The 16,594-nt window shown below is 37.0% G+C and carries 17 protein-coding genes and 1 pseudogene; 8 read left to right on the top strand and 10 right to left on the bottom strand.

The genetic code is table 11. The annotated features are described in order from the left end of the window. Positions 1 to 58 precede the first annotated feature (58 nt). Positions 59 to 866, bottom strand: a pseudogene (blaOXA, locus tag ABIE66_RS09370) (class D beta-lactamase). Between the two features lie 197 nt (positions 867 to 1,063). Here blaOXA and ABIE66_RS09365 point away from each other — a divergent pair. Then, positions 1,064 to 1,243 carry a small, acid-soluble spore protein, H family gene (locus tag ABIE66_RS09365; protein WP_370014497.1) on the top strand — a complete coding sequence of 60 codons (180 nt, stop codon included), beginning with the start codon at positions 1,064 to 1,066 and terminating at the stop codon, positions 1,241 to 1,243. Positions 1,244 to 1,292: 49 nt separating this feature from the next. Here the strand turns inward: ABIE66_RS09365 and ABIE66_RS09360 are convergent, their stop codons facing one another. Continuing rightward, complete coding sequence (locus tag ABIE66_RS09360; protein ID WP_370014496.1) at positions 1,293 to 2,063, bottom strand: GH25 family lysozyme; 771 nt, start codon at positions 2,061 to 2,063, stop codon at positions 1,293 to 1,295. A 558-nt stretch (positions 2,064 to 2,621) separates the two neighbouring features. Between ABIE66_RS09360 and ABIE66_RS09355 the strand changes: the two genes are divergently transcribed. Further along, a complete protein-coding gene (locus ABIE66_RS09355) occupies positions 2,622 to 3,083 on the top strand; it encodes a general stress protein (RefSeq protein ID WP_289324497.1) in 462 nt (153 codons plus the stop codon). A gap of 142 nt (positions 3,084 to 3,225) precedes the next feature. Here ABIE66_RS09355 and ABIE66_RS09350 read toward each other — a convergent pair whose 3' ends face one another. Continuing rightward, complete coding sequence (locus tag ABIE66_RS09350; protein ID WP_370014495.1) at positions 3,226 to 3,384, bottom strand: hypothetical protein; 159 nt, start codon at positions 3,382 to 3,384, stop codon at positions 3,226 to 3,228. 28 nt (positions 3,385 to 3,412) lie between these two features. Here ABIE66_RS09350 and abc-f point away from each other — a divergent pair, with 28 nt between their 5' ends. Beyond that, positions 3,413 to 5,050 carry a ribosomal protection-like ABC-F family protein gene (gene abc-f / locus ABIE66_RS09345; protein ID WP_370014494.1) on the top strand — a complete coding sequence of 546 codons (1,638 nt, stop codon included), beginning with the start codon at positions 3,413 to 3,415 and terminating at the stop codon, positions 5,048 to 5,050. Between the two features lie 196 nt (positions 5,051 to 5,246). Here the strand turns inward: abc-f and ABIE66_RS09340 are convergent, their stop codons facing one another. Continuing rightward, positions 5,247 to 6,776, bottom strand: a complete 1,530-nt coding sequence (locus ABIE66_RS09340; protein WP_370014493.1) for a multicopper oxidase family protein — start codon at positions 6,774 to 6,776, stop codon at positions 5,247 to 5,249. Between the two features lie 498 nt (positions 6,777 to 7,274). Here ABIE66_RS09340 and ABIE66_RS09335 point away from each other — a divergent pair, with 498 nt between their 5' ends. Continuing rightward, positions 7,275 to 8,111 carry a DUF2935 domain-containing protein gene (locus ABIE66_RS09335; protein ID WP_289316973.1) on the top strand — a complete coding sequence of 279 codons (837 nt, stop codon included), beginning with the start codon at positions 7,275 to 7,277 and terminating at the stop codon, positions 8,109 to 8,111. A 235-nt stretch (positions 8,112 to 8,346) separates the two neighbouring features. On the opposite strand, the gene ABIE66_RS09330 is transcribed toward ABIE66_RS09335, so the two are convergent. Next, positions 8,347 to 8,685: a hypothetical protein gene (locus ABIE66_RS09330; protein ID WP_289324495.1), complete on the bottom strand. Its 339-nt coding sequence runs from the start codon at positions 8,683 to 8,685 to the stop codon at positions 8,347 to 8,349. A gap of 311 nt (positions 8,686 to 8,996) precedes the next feature. Between ABIE66_RS09330 and ABIE66_RS09325 the strand changes: the two genes are divergently transcribed. Further along, positions 8,997 to 9,464 (top strand): DUF2306 domain-containing protein, encoded by a 468-nt coding sequence (locus ABIE66_RS09325; RefSeq protein WP_370014492.1) that lies wholly within the window; start codon positions 8,997 to 8,999, stop codon positions 9,462 to 9,464. Positions 9,465 to 10,030: 566 nt separating this feature from the next. After that, positions 10,031 to 10,429, top strand: coding sequence for a large conductance mechanosensitive channel protein MscL (gene mscL, locus ABIE66_RS09320; RefSeq protein ID WP_289324493.1), 399 nt, complete (start codon positions 10,031 to 10,033; stop codon positions 10,427 to 10,429). Between the two features lie 558 nt (positions 10,430 to 10,987). Here mscL and ABIE66_RS09315 read toward each other — a convergent pair. Continuing rightward, on the bottom strand, positions 10,988 to 11,194 hold the full coding sequence (locus ABIE66_RS09315; RefSeq protein WP_289316994.1) for a hypothetical protein: 207 nt from the start codon (positions 11,192 to 11,194) through the stop codon (positions 10,988 to 10,990). 303 nt (positions 11,195 to 11,497) lie between these two features. Here ABIE66_RS09315 and ABIE66_RS09310 point away from each other — a divergent pair, with 303 nt between their 5' ends. Next, positions 11,498 to 12,007: a DinB family protein gene (locus ABIE66_RS09310; protein ID WP_370014491.1), complete on the top strand. Its 510-nt coding sequence runs from the start codon at positions 11,498 to 11,500 to the stop codon at positions 12,005 to 12,007. Positions 12,008 to 12,049: 42 nt separating this feature from the next. Further along, positions 12,050 to 12,214 (top strand): hypothetical protein, encoded by a 165-nt coding sequence (locus ABIE66_RS09305; RefSeq protein ID WP_370014490.1) that lies wholly within the window; start codon positions 12,050 to 12,052, stop codon positions 12,212 to 12,214. Positions 12,215 to 12,435: 221 nt separating this feature from the next. Here the strand turns inward: ABIE66_RS09305 and ABIE66_RS09300 are convergent, their stop codons facing one another. The 4 genes from ABIE66_RS09300 to ABIE66_RS09285 all read right to left on the bottom strand — a co-directional run bounded on the left by ABIE66_RS09300 (position 12,436) and on the right by ABIE66_RS09285 (position 16,571). Then, the gene (locus tag ABIE66_RS09300; protein ID WP_370014489.1) at positions 12,436 to 13,164 is read right to left on the bottom strand and encodes a GntR family transcriptional regulator; all 729 of its coding nucleotides are present in this window, start codon (positions 13,162 to 13,164) and stop codon (positions 12,436 to 12,438) included. Positions 13,165 to 13,231: 67 nt separating this feature from the next. Continuing rightward, positions 13,232 to 14,014: a fructoselysine 6-kinase gene (frlD, locus tag ABIE66_RS09295; RefSeq protein ID WP_370014488.1), complete on the bottom strand. Its 783-nt coding sequence runs from the start codon at positions 14,012 to 14,014 to the stop codon at positions 13,232 to 13,234. 62 nt (positions 14,015 to 14,076) lie between these two features. Beyond that, positions 14,077 to 15,090, bottom strand: a complete 1,014-nt coding sequence (locus tag ABIE66_RS09290) for an SIS domain-containing protein (RefSeq protein WP_370014487.1) — start codon at positions 15,088 to 15,090, stop codon at positions 14,077 to 14,079. Between the two features lie 137 nt (positions 15,091 to 15,227). Further along, positions 15,228 to 16,571, bottom strand: coding sequence for an amino acid permease (locus ABIE66_RS09285; RefSeq protein WP_370014486.1), 1,344 nt, complete (start codon positions 16,569 to 16,571; stop codon positions 15,228 to 15,230). Between the last annotated feature and the right edge of the window lie 23 nt (positions 16,572 to 16,594).

The raw sequence follows: 16,594 nt of genomic DNA, 5'->3' as shown, positions 1-16,594 counted from the left end.
CATTAAGTTCGGTAAGCATCACCTCGGTTGAATTACCAAATGAGGTATTAGTCCCTACCTACTCTTCCATTAAATGATATTTCTTTAAAATGTCCATTGTGATGTTTTTAGCGTCTGCTGAAGTACCGGAGATATTCGTTACAAAAACATAGTCACGATCCTTTGTTTCAATAAAGCCAACATACCAGCCAATGTTTGACCCCTGTCCTGTTTTTCCGTAAAGCGTATAGTTGTCCCCTTCAGATTGGATCATCATCCGTTTTTCCGGTTTTCATGACATCCTTATCAAAAGGAAGTTTCTCTGTATATAAATTTTCCATAAAATCCGCTTGTTCAATGGGTGAAATTTCGAGTGAACTACTTAGCCAAAACTGATCGATTCCTCCACTAATATCTTGGTTGCCATATGAAATCTTATGAACCCACTCCTCCATTCGACTCTTTCCAATGTCACGGGCCATGGCTTGATAGTACCAAACAACGGAGTTCCTTAGACCAGACCCAAGCGTATGATCCTGGTTCCAAACCTCAATTTCCTGTTTCACTCCGTCCCAATATTTAATATCATATTCATCTTCAACAGCCCCTACCTGTAATCCGATGAGTGCATTAGGCACCTTAAATGTCGATTGCGGCGCAAACCTTTGTTCAGCTCGATCATTATTATGGATGAAAGTCATGCCTTTTTTCATTTCACGTATTATGAAAGTTCCGTCGCGTTCAGCAAAAAATTCATCGACGTCAAGCTTCTTAATGTTTAGGTTAACCTTGGCAGCATTGGCTCCACTTGGTTGTTGCAAGCATGTAAACAGAACGGCTGCACCAATAAGTATTAAAAGGACTGCCAAGACCTTAAGTTTTTTCATATTAATCACCCCCGAATTCATTTTTACAATCATATCCATTCTAGCAGATTAACCCAGTATTTTAAGATTAAGAATTGTCACCTTTTTATTAAGTACATGAAACGCTAGAAGGGTTAATTTTTTACTATCCTTAAAAACGAATAAAATTCAGTCTTTCCCCAAATAATAAGTAGACTAATAAACAGGGAGGGATTTATGTGGATGTTAATCGTGTAAAACAGATTCTTTCTTCTTCATCTGACATTGAGGTGAGATATAATGGCACGTCAGTATGGATTGATAATTTAAATGAAGATGGCAGAACTGCTACAGTACATCTAAGAGGACCATTAGAGGAAAGGTCAGAAGTGGAAATTGAAGAACTTAAAGAAATATAATGAAGTTCAATTAAAAATATGCTCCTCTCGTAAAGAGAAGAGCCTTTATTTATTTCATCCTTAATTTTTGACCGATATAAATTTTGTCCGGGTTTTTAATGCCGTTAAGACTAACAAGAGATTTTACGGTTGTTTTGTTGTTTTTTGCAATCAAGCTAAGTGTGTCGCCTCTTTTTACAGTATAAGCTGTTGATGAAGTTTCCAATGCACGGGAGTTGGGTGACCTAAAAGAATTTACGTTATTGGTAAAATCCCTATAGGCTATATTCAAATCCACCTTTGTGCTGATCCCGCTTACCTTACCTGAATCAGAATGCTGCCAAATATCTGCGCTACGCCCCAACGTGCTGTTGTATCGGGCAATCCACAATGCGTAGTTCGCCAATCTTGATTCATCTAACGTATTTTCAAGAAAGTATTTACCGGTATAAAGCATGGCAGAGTATCCAGCTTCTTCAATTGCTTCTAAAAAAACTAGTGCTGCATCGGTTAGCGTTTTTTTCTTTGCCGCTTTTTTATTTTCTTCAAGGTCAAGAACAACAGGATAGTTTAGAGCAATAGAGCTTATCGAATCCAGAAAATAAGCAGCCTCAGCTTTTGCTTCTGCAACAGTAGCAAACTTTGCATAATGATAGGCCCCGACTTTCAAGCCCGCTGTCAAAGCTTGAGGGGCATTTTCTTTAAAATAAGAGAGTTTAGAATAACTCGTGCCCTCGGTTGCTTTAATAAATACAAACTTCACGCCGGCCTTTGCGACTTCATCCCAATTTATAGTACCTTGCCAATGTGAAACATCGATTCCCTTTATATTTTCTTCCATATTAATATCCTCCTCAAGGGAATAACCCTATGGTTGTGCATGGTTTTAATCGTTATTCTAATTTTATTATGTAATAATTCTTTTAAATACCTCATTTGAAACATACACGCTATTGCAGGATATTATTGCGGTTATGATACAAATGAAAACATGACAATCCTTTACCTTCTTTTTAAATTCTTCGATCTGGCTTGTAACGAGAAGTTGTCTATTTTATTCTCTCCAATATCAATACCCCATTCCCCAACATCTAGACAAAATGACATAGCCCTAATTACATTTTAAGCTCAAGCATCGATGATGTTGCTGAAAGAGCTTCGTTCCCTAAAAAATTAGAGCAATCTAACTAGTAAAATTTATGTCTCCCTTCTTACCCTACCTGGAGAAATTATAACTGCATCATTTGAACCTTTTATTAAGGCAAAAAGTGATGAATCTATCGAGTCACCCAGCCTAAAATCCTTATTATCATTGTTATTTCAACGTAACGAATATAAACCTTTTATGACTCATATGATGAGGTGAACAATAGGTGGAAATTAAAGGAGGATGACTTTAATGAGTAAGCAAGTGGTAGGGATATACGAAAACGGCGAAGGTGCGGTAAAAGTTGTTGAAGAACTTTTGATACAAGGGTATAAACGTGATGAAATTTCTGTTGTTGCAAAAGATCGCAAGGAAACAAAAGTGGTCGAGAGAAAAACTGGTACGAAAGCTGAAGAAGGATTAGCTACCGGAGCTGCTACAGGTGGAGTTATTGGCGGGACGGCTGGCCTTCTTGCCGGTGCGGGTGCATTGGCTATTCCAGGAATAGGACCGCTGCTCGCTGCTGGACCTATCGTTTCAGCGCTGGCAGGAGTTGCTGTTGGTGCAGGAACCGGGGGATTGGCTGGTACTCTGATTGGATTGGGTATTTCGGAAAAAGAGGCAGAAAGTTATGAAACGGATATAAAAGCCGGAAAAGTTTTAATTTTAGTAGATAATGATATAAAAGAAGGCCCCACTACTTATAGAAGATAACCTGCACATATCATTAAAAACAAAAAATTAGATTGAAGTAAAGTTAGTATTTCTACTTACTTTTGTTTTCAAAGATTATTTTATGCTATACTGATTTTATTAATATTAGAAGGGATGATGGGTGGCCGATGATTAACTAATCTTATTTTTCAAAATTTGAAATCACATATTTCAAATCAAACGAAATAGGATTAGTCTGCCCATTTTCTATAAATTGTCGAGCTATATTGAAAATAGCTCTTATTTGATCATGCACAGGTAAGACTAATCCTTCCATATGAACTGGGAGGATTTTTTTCATTCTCCCTTTACGGAGAGGGATGGATTATATGAAAGAACTATTAAAACTAGCCAATATTAGCTATGAAGTATTGGACTTTAACATTTTTGAAAATGTAAACGCCAGTGTTCAACAAGGGGATATCATCGGTGTCATTGGCAAAAATGGTGCCGGTAAATCTACGTTGTTGCAATTGATTATTAATGACTTAGTGCCTGCACAAGGACAAATTCAATGGCTTCAGCAAGACTTGAAAGTTTTTATGGTCGAACAAGAAACTGAATCGCATTCTTTCGAAGATAAGACCCCTTTTGAAGTCAAATTACTAGATAAAATGCATGTACCAAGCCATGACTTCGCGCAATTAAGCGGGGGAGAAAAACTGAAAGCCCGACTTGCAAAAGGTCTTTCAAAAGATGCAGACCTTTTACTATTGGATGAACCGACAAACCATCTTGATGCGGAAAGTTTAGAATTCCTCAATGGACAAATTAATAATTATAGAGGTACTATTATTTTTGTTTCTCACGATCGTTATTTTTTGGATGCTGTTGCAACGAAAATTTGGTCGATCGAAGGTAAAAAGATAATTGAACACAGAGGGAATTATTCAAGTTATATGGAAGTTCGCAAACAGAAAAGACTTACGCAACAACGTGAATATGAAAAACAACAAAAAATGGTTGAACGGATCGAAGGACAAATGAATGAAATCACTTCTTGGTCGAAAAAAGCCCATGCCCAATCGACGAAAAAGGAAGGAGTTAAAGAATACTATCGCGTAAAAGCAAAGCGAATGGATGCACAAGTAAAATCTAAACAAAAGCGCCTTGAAAAAGAGCTTGAAAAAGCAAAAGCTGAGCCTGTTGAGTCAGATTATACTGTCCGCTTTTCAATTAAAGCAAACAACAAATCCGGCAAACGTTTTTTGGAAGTTAAGAATTTATCTAAGTCTTTTATCGGACGATCACTATTTAATAACGTCAATTTTACGATTCAGCATGGTGAGAAGGTTTCAATAATAGGTCCAAATGGCAGTGGAAAGACGACATTATTAAAAATAATTCTTGGACATGAAACTTTTTCGGGCGATGTATGGATTTCACCATCTTCAAAAATTGGCTATTTGACGCAAGAAGTGTTTGATTTACCTCTTGATCAAACACCAGCACAGCTATTTCATAAAGAAACATTCGAGGCAAGAGGGAAAGTTCAAACTTTAATGAAGCATTTAGGATTCATGACATCTCATTGGACAGAACCCATTAGGAATATGAGTATGGGTGAGCGTGTGAAATGTAAGTTAATGGAATATATATTAAAAGAAAAAGATGTGCTTATTTTGGATGAGCCGACAAATCACCTAGACTTAGCTTCACGGGAACAACTTGAAGGTACCTTAGCAAAGTATACTGGAACACTGATCGTCGTTTCGCATGATCGATATTTTCTCGAGAAATCGACAAGCAGCAAACTCGTCATTTCGGATAATCGTATACAAAAGCAATTGTTTGAATCATCCTCAAAAAGAGATGATCTGGAGGAACTACGATTAAAACTTGAAACAGAAAGACAAGAAGTTTTGGGAAAGCTCAGCTTTATGACTTCAAACGATAAAGCGTACACAGAACTCGACAAGAAGTTTAATGAGCTTACGAAACAAATAAATGAACTTTTTGACAAATGACTACCGATGTTAACGTCCCCCCTGCCGGTGCTCGAGTTATTTTCCGTAGTTGCGTTTTAGTGCAAACAGTAACTTAGTTCGGCTGTGGCATCTTCCTTAAATCGGCCACAGCCGAACTAAAATAAAAAACCCCTGAAAAATTTATTTTCAGGGGTTTTAGTGTTTTTTCATTATATTAAGGAACAGTTACCAACCATTATGGAATAACTATATACGGTCTCATCATTTCATAATCCTCATGCTCCAAGATGTGACAATGCCATACATACTGCCCTGAATATGGACCAAAATTCATAATAATTCGCGTTACCTGTTTCGGATTAGCTCTTACAGTATCTTTCATTCCTCGCTCTTGTGGTTCAGCTGGAATTGCCGGGCCAGTATAATGGATGACCCCCTCCTTATTATATATATCTACATCAAAAGGCCTTCGATCCATCACTTGGAAATCAATTAAGTGAACGTGAATTGGGTGTGTATCCGTAGTTAAATTAATTAGATACCATATTTCGGTTGATCCCAATTTTGGATTTTCCGTTATGGGGGCATCCCACTGTTTATTATCCAATAACATGAATTCACGACCATACTTATCCATATTATCATTTAATGTAAGGTAACGGACTTTAGATGCTAACTGCTCATTAATCTTTGGAAGAAGCATCATAAAAGCGGGAATCACACTGGTATCAACACTTGTAAGAGGAAGAGAGATTCTGAATTCCATCACAGTATCTACAGCATTTGCGGGATCCCCTTCTGGAAAAGGAGCAGGGGCATCATTTGTCACGATAATGTTCTTTCCGCCAAGATTGGTAAAGTCAATGATGACATCTGCTCTTTCTGCTGGAGCAAGTATGATTTCTTTCACCCCTATCGGATATTCCATTAATCCGCTATCCGTCCCGATTTGATAAATGAGTTGCCCTGAATCAAGCTTGATCCTATAAAATCGGGTGTTAGATCCATTTAACAACCGGAATCGGTATTTTCGTGGTTCCACTTTTAAATGGGGCCATACTTTGCCATTAACCAGGATGGTGTCCCCAAAAAATTCAGGAACGATTGATGTTCCTAATTCCTTGATTGGGTTATCCGGCTGATTTGGATAATAAAGGGAACCATTAATATGAAAAGACCTATCTTGGATAATAAGAGGGACCTCATAGTCACCGCAAGGTAAATTCAATGAACATTCCCGTTTATCCCTTATGAGATAAAAACCTGCCAATCCCGCATATACATTGAGTCTGGTAATCCCAAGTGCATGGTCATGATACCATTGAGTAACAGAATTCTGGTTATTATCATATTGATATACTTCCTTTTTAAAATAAGGTCCCACTCGTTCGAAACCTTTTGTAAACCAAGCCTCCGGGTAACCATCACTTTCCGATTCAACACTAGCTCCATGTACATGTACCACCGTCCGTACTTCCGGTACATCCACTTGGGCACCATGAACCGTATGATCTACCGGGAAAAGATGTTTATCCGGTAGATTGTTGATCCATTTAATAAATACTTTCTCCCCGCTCTCCACTTCAATTGTAGGTCCTGGATAGCTGCCTTCATAGCCCCAAACAGTTGTATCATTTAACTCACTATGAAGTGATTGCTTAAATTCAGTCATATTCACTTCATAATAAGTATGAATTTGATCTTTCCATCGAGGTTTTAAAATAGGGAGAATTGGGAGTTCATCTATAAATTTAGAGAGAATCATATTTCCGCTCCTTACTGCCTGGTGTTTTTAATTACCCTTTCTTTCTAATGTTTATAAAAAGTACAAACCCTGTATTCAAGCAAATCAAAGAAAAAAACCAAGAAGCTCGTCTCTGTCTTGGTTTTGGCTCTTGTTCAATTATTCAACTCTTGTCATACCTAATTATTTATCAAGCTTTTTTCGAATAAGATAAATCTTAAATATATTTATTTCTCTCCAGTTGTTTCAGAATTCCTTACCTATCAATATGAATCCAATACTCTGAAATTTTTTTCATTTTCTATTCTATATACTGCACTTGCTAGTTCAATAACTGGTAGACCTGCTACAAGTCCTTTAAGGATACTTATTGAGCTCTTTCTTTTTTACTTAACTAATATAAGGTAATGATTTAATAAAACAAAATAGATTTATTTGTAACTTTATATGTAATCGAGTATACAATGGTCCACTTGTTAATAAGATTTTAAGGATGGTTTAATAAAGGAGGCTTTAGTTATGAGTGAGAACACACAGGAAGCTAATATGCGAAATAACTCTGCGATGTTTGTAGAACGTTCCTTAGATGAGATTCGTTTTTGGTCAAGAATAATGAAGGAACACTCGTTATTTCTAAGACTTGGTTTTAGATGTGAAGATACACAGCTAATTGAGGAAGCCAATCAGTTTTATCATTTATTTGAACGGATAGAACAGCAATCCCATTCATTTACAAATCAAACTGACCCAGAACAGATTAGAAGATTTAATGCGGAAGTGCAACAAGCTGCTACAGGCATATTTTTTTTCAAAAGGAAGGTATTGGGATTAATACTTACTTGTAAATTGCCTGGTGCAAACAATTTCCCACTTTTGGTCGACCATACAAGCCGGGAAGCCAATTATTTTAGAAAGCGATTAAAAGAATTAAATGAGGGTAAATTGAAACCACTTGAAGATGCTATCATCAAAGAAAATGTATTCTTTTTAAGGATAATGGCTGATCATGCAAAATTTATCGGACATCTCCTTGATCCATCGGAAAGAAAGCTTGTAGATATGGCACGAAACTTCAGCAATGATTTTGACCAATTAGTCTTTCAGGCTGTTGACTTAGAGTCCATGAAACCGCAATCTCAAACCGTCCCTCTTTTGGATCAATTTCTAGATCAGAATCGTGTTTCAGTAGTATCACTTCGAGACTTTAAGAAAACCGCCAGAGATTTAATCGAAGAATGCAAAATCAAGAGCATTATCCATCCACTATTGGCAGATCACGTTTTCCGTGAAGCCGAACGTTTTCTTGCAATTATCGATATGTTTGAATCCCATCTTACTGGTGAAACATACAATTAATATAGTATGGAGAATTGTTTTTTATAAAATTGCAATTATCGAATTTAGATATTCCAAACCAATTAGGCCCCTCTCGAATATGAGAAGGGCTTTTACAATGTTTAGCAGATAACATCTTAGGCAGCCACTAACTGCCTCCACCCATTCACACTCTTTTTGGTATTTCTGTAATCCACATTATAGGGGGCAATTTCTCATGGTTGTAATAATTCCCTGTTATGTCGGACTATACTTTTCATTTTAGGTATTTTTTAAGTTTCTCTTTATCAGAAACATGAATCCATGGTAAATCTAGATTATCATCATTAATACCAGGTTGGATAACGCGGCTATATAAAAGGTCATAAATACAATCATTCATTAACTGGATATCTTCGTCTGATATTTTCCGGTTATATGTTATCGTAGCGGCTCCTGTTTGAGTTATCCCTCCTATTAAACCCCGTTGTTTTAATGAACTTCCAATCACTTCTCGGATAGCCTCTAGACTAGTCAACGGGAATACTTCAAGGTGTTTAACAATCATTCTTAAAATATCCTCTTTAGATAAATCCTGTTCAATATTTTGTCGCAATTATTCCACCCCCATTTGTAAAAAACATTCTTCAAACGCACCGTAATTTCCTCCTTTATCCATAAAAAGAACGATATTCTGATGCCTCCCTCTTCTTTATTCTCAATGATTATAAATAAAAAACCAGATTACTGAGACTTTCAGTCACAATGAAGAAGTTGAGTTTCTATACAATCGAGTATCCTTCTTTCCGGAAATTTCAAAGGATCCAGGCGCTGTATGAGTGGTTTAATTTTTGCAGATTAAATTCATGGTGAATATTTGAATTGTGATAACATATAAATTAATAATCAATATTCACGAGGGGAAAGTTGCTTATCTTTAAAATCATTCTGTTCATTCATATTTTTGCTGGAGCAATCTGTCTTATTAGTGGAATAGGTGCTATGTCTTCAAAGAAAAAAAGAGGTAAGCATACAACCTTTGGTGAAATTTATCATAGTGCGTACGTTGTTGTTTTTGTCACATCCCTGACAATGGCAATTTTGAATTGGGAAAGCAGTGCCTATTTATTTTTCATTGGGATATTTTCATATTCTTTCGCATTTATAGGCTATGTATCTGCCAAGAAGAAATGGAAAAACTGGATTGCATCTCATATAAGCGGGATGCTCGGTTCCTATATTGCTATTTGTACAGCAATTCTTGTAGTTAATGTATCGAATATAACTATCTTGAATGAATGGAATCCATTAATTTTTTGGTTTCTTCCAACCATAATAGGTTCTCCTCTAATATTTTTGGTTGGCCTGAAATATAAAAAATTCAAATCAATTTAAATGCAGTCAAAAAGGCTACCTCAAAACAAAGAAGATGAATATAAATGGATTTAATTGGCGATAATTATATTATTGTACTACCCCCTAAGTGGTACTCCTCCATTGTTAAAAGCCCTCCTCTTAATCGAGAGGGCTTTTTTTGTTTTGGGCTTTGTTAAATATTTTGTTGAGATGCGATAAAAATCAAAAGGAGCAAGTTGGTCCACCTGCATTCCAGACTGTGATGATTGCTGCCTTACTCTTTCCCCATCTGCCTTCCATAACATTTTTCATTGAATTCACTTTTTGTTCTATTTGTAAAGCTTTAATTAGTGCTTGATTTCTAGGACCATTAAATCCATCCGTACTCTGCTTTAATTAGGGCTTGTTACGTTTTTTGATGATAACTGGAGTTCTTCCCCTTTGATTGGACTGCTGTCATTGCATTGCTACATATTAAAGGATTCAAAAGATTAAACGGATGCTTGTTCCTATCTTTGGAAATAATAGATACCTCTTACTCTATTCAATTTTCACCATGTTTCTGATATGCTTTTATCAATTAAAAAAAGAAAGGTGTAGTTACGATGATAAAGGAATTCAGGGAGTTTATAACTAAAGGAAACGTTCTCGATCTTGCTATAGCTGTAGTGATGGGTGCTGCGTTTGGGAAAATCGTTTCATCACTAGTCGAAAATATTATCACACCGCTAGTTGGAATTATATTAGGGGGGATCAATGTTTCTTCGTTAACCATTAAAGTTGGAAACGCAGTTCTTAAATACGGTATATTTGTTCAAGCTGTGATTGATTTCTTGATTATTTCGTTTGCGATTTTCATGTTTATGAAGATAGCGAATTCTATTATTAGAAAAAAACAAGCCAAAGAGGAGGAGGTAATAGAAGTGGTACCGGCAACCGAGCAGTATTTAAAGGAAATCCGTGACCTTTTACAAAAAAATTCAAGGCAGGACGAAACATTATAAGTCCATACTTTAATTCAAGATACGGAACAATTCTTTAGGTCGCATGTCTTCAAGTAACGGATACGTATTTCAAGAAGACACATATAAAATTTTAGCTTTAAACTAGCCACTCTCAATTAAGAGAAGGGCTTTATCTTATTCTGGACGTAATTATTGACCAATTCTTATTCCAATTTTCAAAGAAAAACTGAATGTAAATCTACAATATAAAATATTCCCTCTAAATTGACAATGGTGTTTTCTTGTTTAATTAAATAACGCTGAAAGTTCAAAATTTCCAGAATCCCTCTCATTTTCCAAAATAAAAAGCATCCTCGAAAGGATGCTCCAGACTGTAGACAAATTCGAAAAACGGGTTTGCCTACAGTATTGCGGGGTCTTGGCTAGCCAGTTTTCTGCAGGAGTGTCGCAAATTTCTTCAATCCAGTGAAGGTTTCATAAACCAGTAAAAAACCTTAAAGTATAGCCTAGTCATGTTTTAAAATCATGGTTCCGGATGAAATCATTCCTCCCCCCCCCTTTTTGTCAACAAACTAAAACATCCTCGAAAGGGTAACCTTACATTGATTCATAGTTTTTAATTTCAAATTCATTCTCAGGCCGATTAATCGACTTTCCCAATTTTTTAATAAGCTCCTGGTAATCCTTAGTATCATTAGGATCTATACCTTCTCTGACGTTCAGTATCTCGTATCGGTCATACTTCTCTGGAATAAGTTTTCCGTCAGCATGAATATAAAGCCTATATTTAATTCGCAGATTCATATTACCATCTCCTTTACTATCATTTCGATATAGGGAGCTAATTTCCTGCAAGAAAGAATACCTATATATGGCCAAAACTATTCGTTTATGATCAGAATGCTCGTAGCTCGTATTATCTCTTGTCTAAACATGTATATTCGCGATTTCAGCAGGGGGGAAGTATGAAGTAACTTCATCCCTTTACCTAAGGGTTGTTGTATATAAAATAGAAAAACCAGATTAATATACTTTCACCTGAATTTTTTTTGTTATTCAGGCATAAATTGTTCAATACGAAAAAAAAGAGAAGTGGAGGTTTTTTATATGACACACCCCGAACCAGTATTAAAAATGTACAACTACCACGTGTGGGCAAATGGCGTTATCATTGATCGTTTAAAAGAACTTCCACAGCACATTTATCATAAGGATATTCAGAGTGGTTTTTCTTCGGTATCAAAAGTGTTGTCTCACATTTATCTCACAGATTACGCTTGGTTTGACATTATCTCCGGTAATAGTATGAATGAAGCAATGGCGTCTTCTGACCAATTAAGAGAAGTGGTGGAAAAGAAAAGTATTGAGGAAATGAAAAAAATATTTCTAGACTTATCTGAAAGAAACAAAGCACTTCTGAACAGTCAAGAAGATATGGATAAGGTAATTGTGGTGGATAACCCGTATGCTGGTTTGCTTGAAACTTCCATTTCCGAATCGGTATTACACGTTGTCACTCACGGATCATATCATCGAGGCAATATTGCTACCATGTTGCGGCAAATGGGGCACACTTCCGTAATGCAAGATTTTGGGCTTTATCTTTATTCAAAATAGCACACCAAACTATAAACCATTATCCTATAGGGGGATGTATCGATGGATGAACTAGTTGGCTCTTGTGTGCACTGTGGTCACGATGTATATTGCACGGCTGGTTTTCTGAACGGTATTCTGTTAGATAACAAGAAAATCTTATGTTTTAATTGTAAGGAAATTTTAAATCCAGTCATTGAAGGAGAAGGGTCAGGGGAGCAACTTTGAATAATCCATTTTCGGATTTGCAGGACCCAAATAATATTAGAAGTTTTACTAAGTGAATAGGATGTGGGAAATGTGTAATCACGCTTTTTAGTAAACCAGAGAAAATTCTTTTATATAATTGAGCATTGTTTAAAATTGTTGATTATTGGATACCCGTTTTGCGTTGAATCCCACCTTTTTTATAAGGCTACAAATAGGTCATGCCAATGATTTGGCATGACCTATTTTGCCCGATGAACGGTCAAATTGACCTTGTTGGTTTCACACATAAAGGTTGAGAGATGGACTGGTTGGTCGTTTGCATCGAAAGCAATCTTTAATATTCTAAATAGATTAGCGCCAATATCACATTCTAAAAATTTAGCATAGTTTTTTGTAGCACCAATCACGTCTATAATTTTATCGTTACTTACTATTTCCGTGTGGTAATCTTCCAAAAGGATTTTATAAGTTGATTCATCCCTAGCAATTTTCTTTTCTAAATCCGGAAAACGAATTAACGAATAATGAGCGGTATCGTAGAAAAGCGGACGATCATTTACATACATGAGCCGCTCAAGTTCTAAAACGGGAGTTCCTTCTTCAATGAGGAGATGACCTGCCACATCTTTTGGTGCTGGCATCACCTCACTTCTTAAAATTCGCGAATTGGGTATCATCCCGAGCTGATGACTAAACTCCGAGAAACCACTTATAGATAACAACTCATTATGGAACTTATTTGATGCAACAAAGGTACCTCTACGTGGAATTCGTGTCAGAGTTCCTTCCTTCACCAATTCCTCTATTGCTTTGCGTATGGTAATGCGACTAACGTTATAAGCTTCACAAAGCTCTGCTTCGGTTGGAATCTGATCATCTGGTTTATATTTCCCGTTCTGAATATCATTCTTCAACATTTGCCTTATTTGCATATATAATGGCTGGGGGGTTGAAGGATTTAAATTCATATTAGTTTCATCCTTATCCGTCAAAATTTATTATATAATATCCATTATACATTATTTCCAGCCCCAGTCACCACGCACCGAAATATCCAATTGTTTTCGCAGCAGACTCTGTACCCAATTCTAAACAATTGCAGATAGAATGGCCTTTCAATATCCCATAGATAAAACCGGAAATGAAGGAATCCCCTGCCCCCATCGTATCCACCACATTCACTTCAACGACACCGGATTGATAAAATTGAACGCCATCGTAGGCAAGTGAACCATTTTCACCTAAAGTGGCTACCGCAATTTTAGATCCTTGATTTTTTACATCCTTTAAAAATTCGCGGATAAAAGCATCATCCTTCGTATAAGAAAAGAAAGGATAATCAACAAACGGAGGTAAAATTTTCACAAGATCGTGATCTAGCTGATCTGAGAAATCAAAAGACGTGAGCATTCCTTTTTCTTTAAAAAAGGGATAGTACTTATCCGCATGTCCCCAAATCCCTGAATGTATGAGCTGATAGGTTTGAATGAAATGGAGCTCTTCTGTCGTTAAGCTGAAATGTTTCATGACACCTTCGTCGTATTCTCCGAACCTGCGATCATTTCCTACCATTTCAACCAAAGTAACAGCAGTTTTTCCTTCTTTCCTCGAAAGATGAGAAATATCAACCCCTTTTCCCTGAATCGCTTTAACCATTTTGTCACTGTATCGATCGGAACCCACCCAGCCAATATAAGCAGATTCCGCACCTAACCCTTTCAAATAGACTGCTACATTTAAAGGATTACCACCAGGATAGACCTCCCCGCTTGTTTGATAGACATCCATACAGTTATCTCCGACTGAAATCGTTCTCATCATTTCCCCCCGCTTTCTTTGAACTTAAGAAATGAGCACTACTAAGTAGCGCTCCACATATCTTAATATTCCATTTGTCGATAGTATCTTCTAAGTGTTAATGGATGATTTCTTTCACGCTCTAGGTAAACGCTAATCCTACTTAATAGTGACCAGTTAATACTAACTGAAAAGTGCTTTCTGAATTCTTCGCTAATGCCTTCCATTTCGAAGCATTTGGTATCAATGACCGTTACATTTTTTGTGATTTTTTCTACAAATCTCTCTACACGGTCCATCAGCGGTCTTGTTTCATCTTCTCCTTTTAGTAAAATAACACTTGTATCTTCAACAACAAGTTCAAGCGTTCCATGGAAAAACTCTGCCGCGTGGATGGATTTCGCTTGGATCCATTGCATTTCCTCTAAAATACACATTGCATAAGAATAGGTGTTTCCCCATAGGTTACCCGAACCCACCATCATGTGGTAATCCGTGTCTTTATGTGTAATGGCAAATTCCTCTGCTCTTTTGTCAAAAGATTTAACAGCACTTAGAATTGCACGTGGAAGCAGCGAAACTTCCTTCGTGAATTGCTCATATTGTGGGAATTCATCTTTGTTATACATGAAACGGAAGACGACCATGTATAGAAGCATAAAGAAAGTATCAAAAGAGTGCGTTTCAGAACCTGTCGTGATACAGAAATCCGCAATTTGTGTTAACGGAGTATTTGGCTCTGCAACTAATGCGATTGTAGTAGCTCCCCTTTCTTTGCAATACTCTGCCGCTGCAACTGTTTCTTGAGTAGTCCCGGATACGGATGTAAAAATACAGACTGAATCTTTGCTAAAATGCTTATGATTCATAACCATAAATTCAGCAGCAATTTCTGCATGGACATCAATGGTGGAATTAGATTTTAAAATGTATTCATAAGGATACATCATGGCTATGGTTCCTCCAGCCCCGATCAAAAAAATATTACTGTATCCCCTTTTTGTGATTCCATCTACCATTTCCTCAATCTGGCCTCTAAAAGCAAGCCCCTCTTTTTCTACCAGATTTAGAAATAATCCCTCATCAAATTTCAACATCAACATCTTCCTCCCTTTATCCCTCGTTTAATTGTTATGTCTTGTATTATATCCAAACATAATAAAATGTACATTTTTTATTAATCGATATTTCAAGGAAGTTTGTCATATAGGTCAAACTTCTTTCAATCATTCTGCTAAGCCACTATATCGCTGTCGTTTTTATTCTTTGTTCCATATTTCCTTTCCCAATAATAGTAAACTGGTAGCCCTGTTGCGATAACAATCAATGCTGCAATCACTCCTTGGATAGGTGCCCAAGTAAATGTTCCCCAGGCCAGCCATGACGCTCCAAGAATGGCTAAAATCGTCGTTAATCTCCACATTGGCATACGATAGATTGGGTTATAATCCTCCCTTTTTCGACATTTATATACTGCCGCAAAATCCATGATGTTAATAACCAATTGAATGAGTGTGAAATATCCAAGTAATACCGTTAAATTACTAAAGCATACAATAATGCATGCATACGTAATCTGAATGATGATGGAGAAACTTGGAGTTTCATATTTAGGATGGACTTTTGCAAAGCGTTGAAAGAATAGTCCGTCCTTTGCCATTGCATACTCAAGGCGAGGCTGAAACATTATGCAAGAGCTCAGTGAACCCAAGATAACAATAATAGCCGTAACAGCCACAAATGATGATGCAATATCAGATAGTCCTGGAATGTACTTAACAGCTTCAGAAATAGCAGCATTTGAGTTCATTAATTTATCAAATGGCATCAAGCCGATGACACAAACCGCTAGCAACGTATACAAAGCCAACACAATGAAAACCGAACTAATAAGTGCTCGTGGAAGTATTTTCCCTGGGTTTTTGAACTCTCCAGCCATGAAACAAATCGCTGCCATCCCCGTATATGCCCAAGTGGTTGCGGATACACCACCTATTAAACTTGTCTTTTCAGCACCAGGTCCGGGAGTGTAAGCAAAATTATCGAAGTTCATATACATTAACCCTAGGACAATGACAATCAGGAAAGGAATGATTTTAATAGCCGTGATAATGACTTGGAAAAGGCCGCCTTCTTTCACACTTCGATAATGAATAGATGTGATGATCAGGATGATCGCAATACCCAATAATTTCCCGGCCATTCCAGAGAAGAATGGAAAAAAGGTTGCTAAGTATGAAACAATCGCTAAAGCCATAATCGATATGGATGGAGGATCCAACGCCCAGAACGTAGCCCATCCATATAGAAAGGCTAGAGGTCTCCACCCAGCTTTATTCAAGTAAACGTAACCGCTTCCATTTTGGGGGTATGCTGTCGATAACTCTGCCAATACCATTACTTGCGGAATGGCAATTACCCCGCCTATTATCCAAGCTAGAATGGAAATGGAAGGGGTACCCGCAGCTTTTGCAACATCACCAGATGAGACAAAAATACCTGATCCTATAGTAGTTCCAACAGCGATCGCCAGAGCAGACCAAAAACCCAGTTTTCTTGTAAGTGAGCCATTACTCATAAAGAGTTCCTCCAAATCAGATG

Source organism: Peribacillus sp. B2I2 (assembly GCF_041261685.1).
GTDB lineage: Bacteria > Bacillota > Bacilli > Bacillales > DSM-1321 > Peribacillus.
This window is presented reverse-complemented; position numbering and strand designations above follow the sequence as displayed.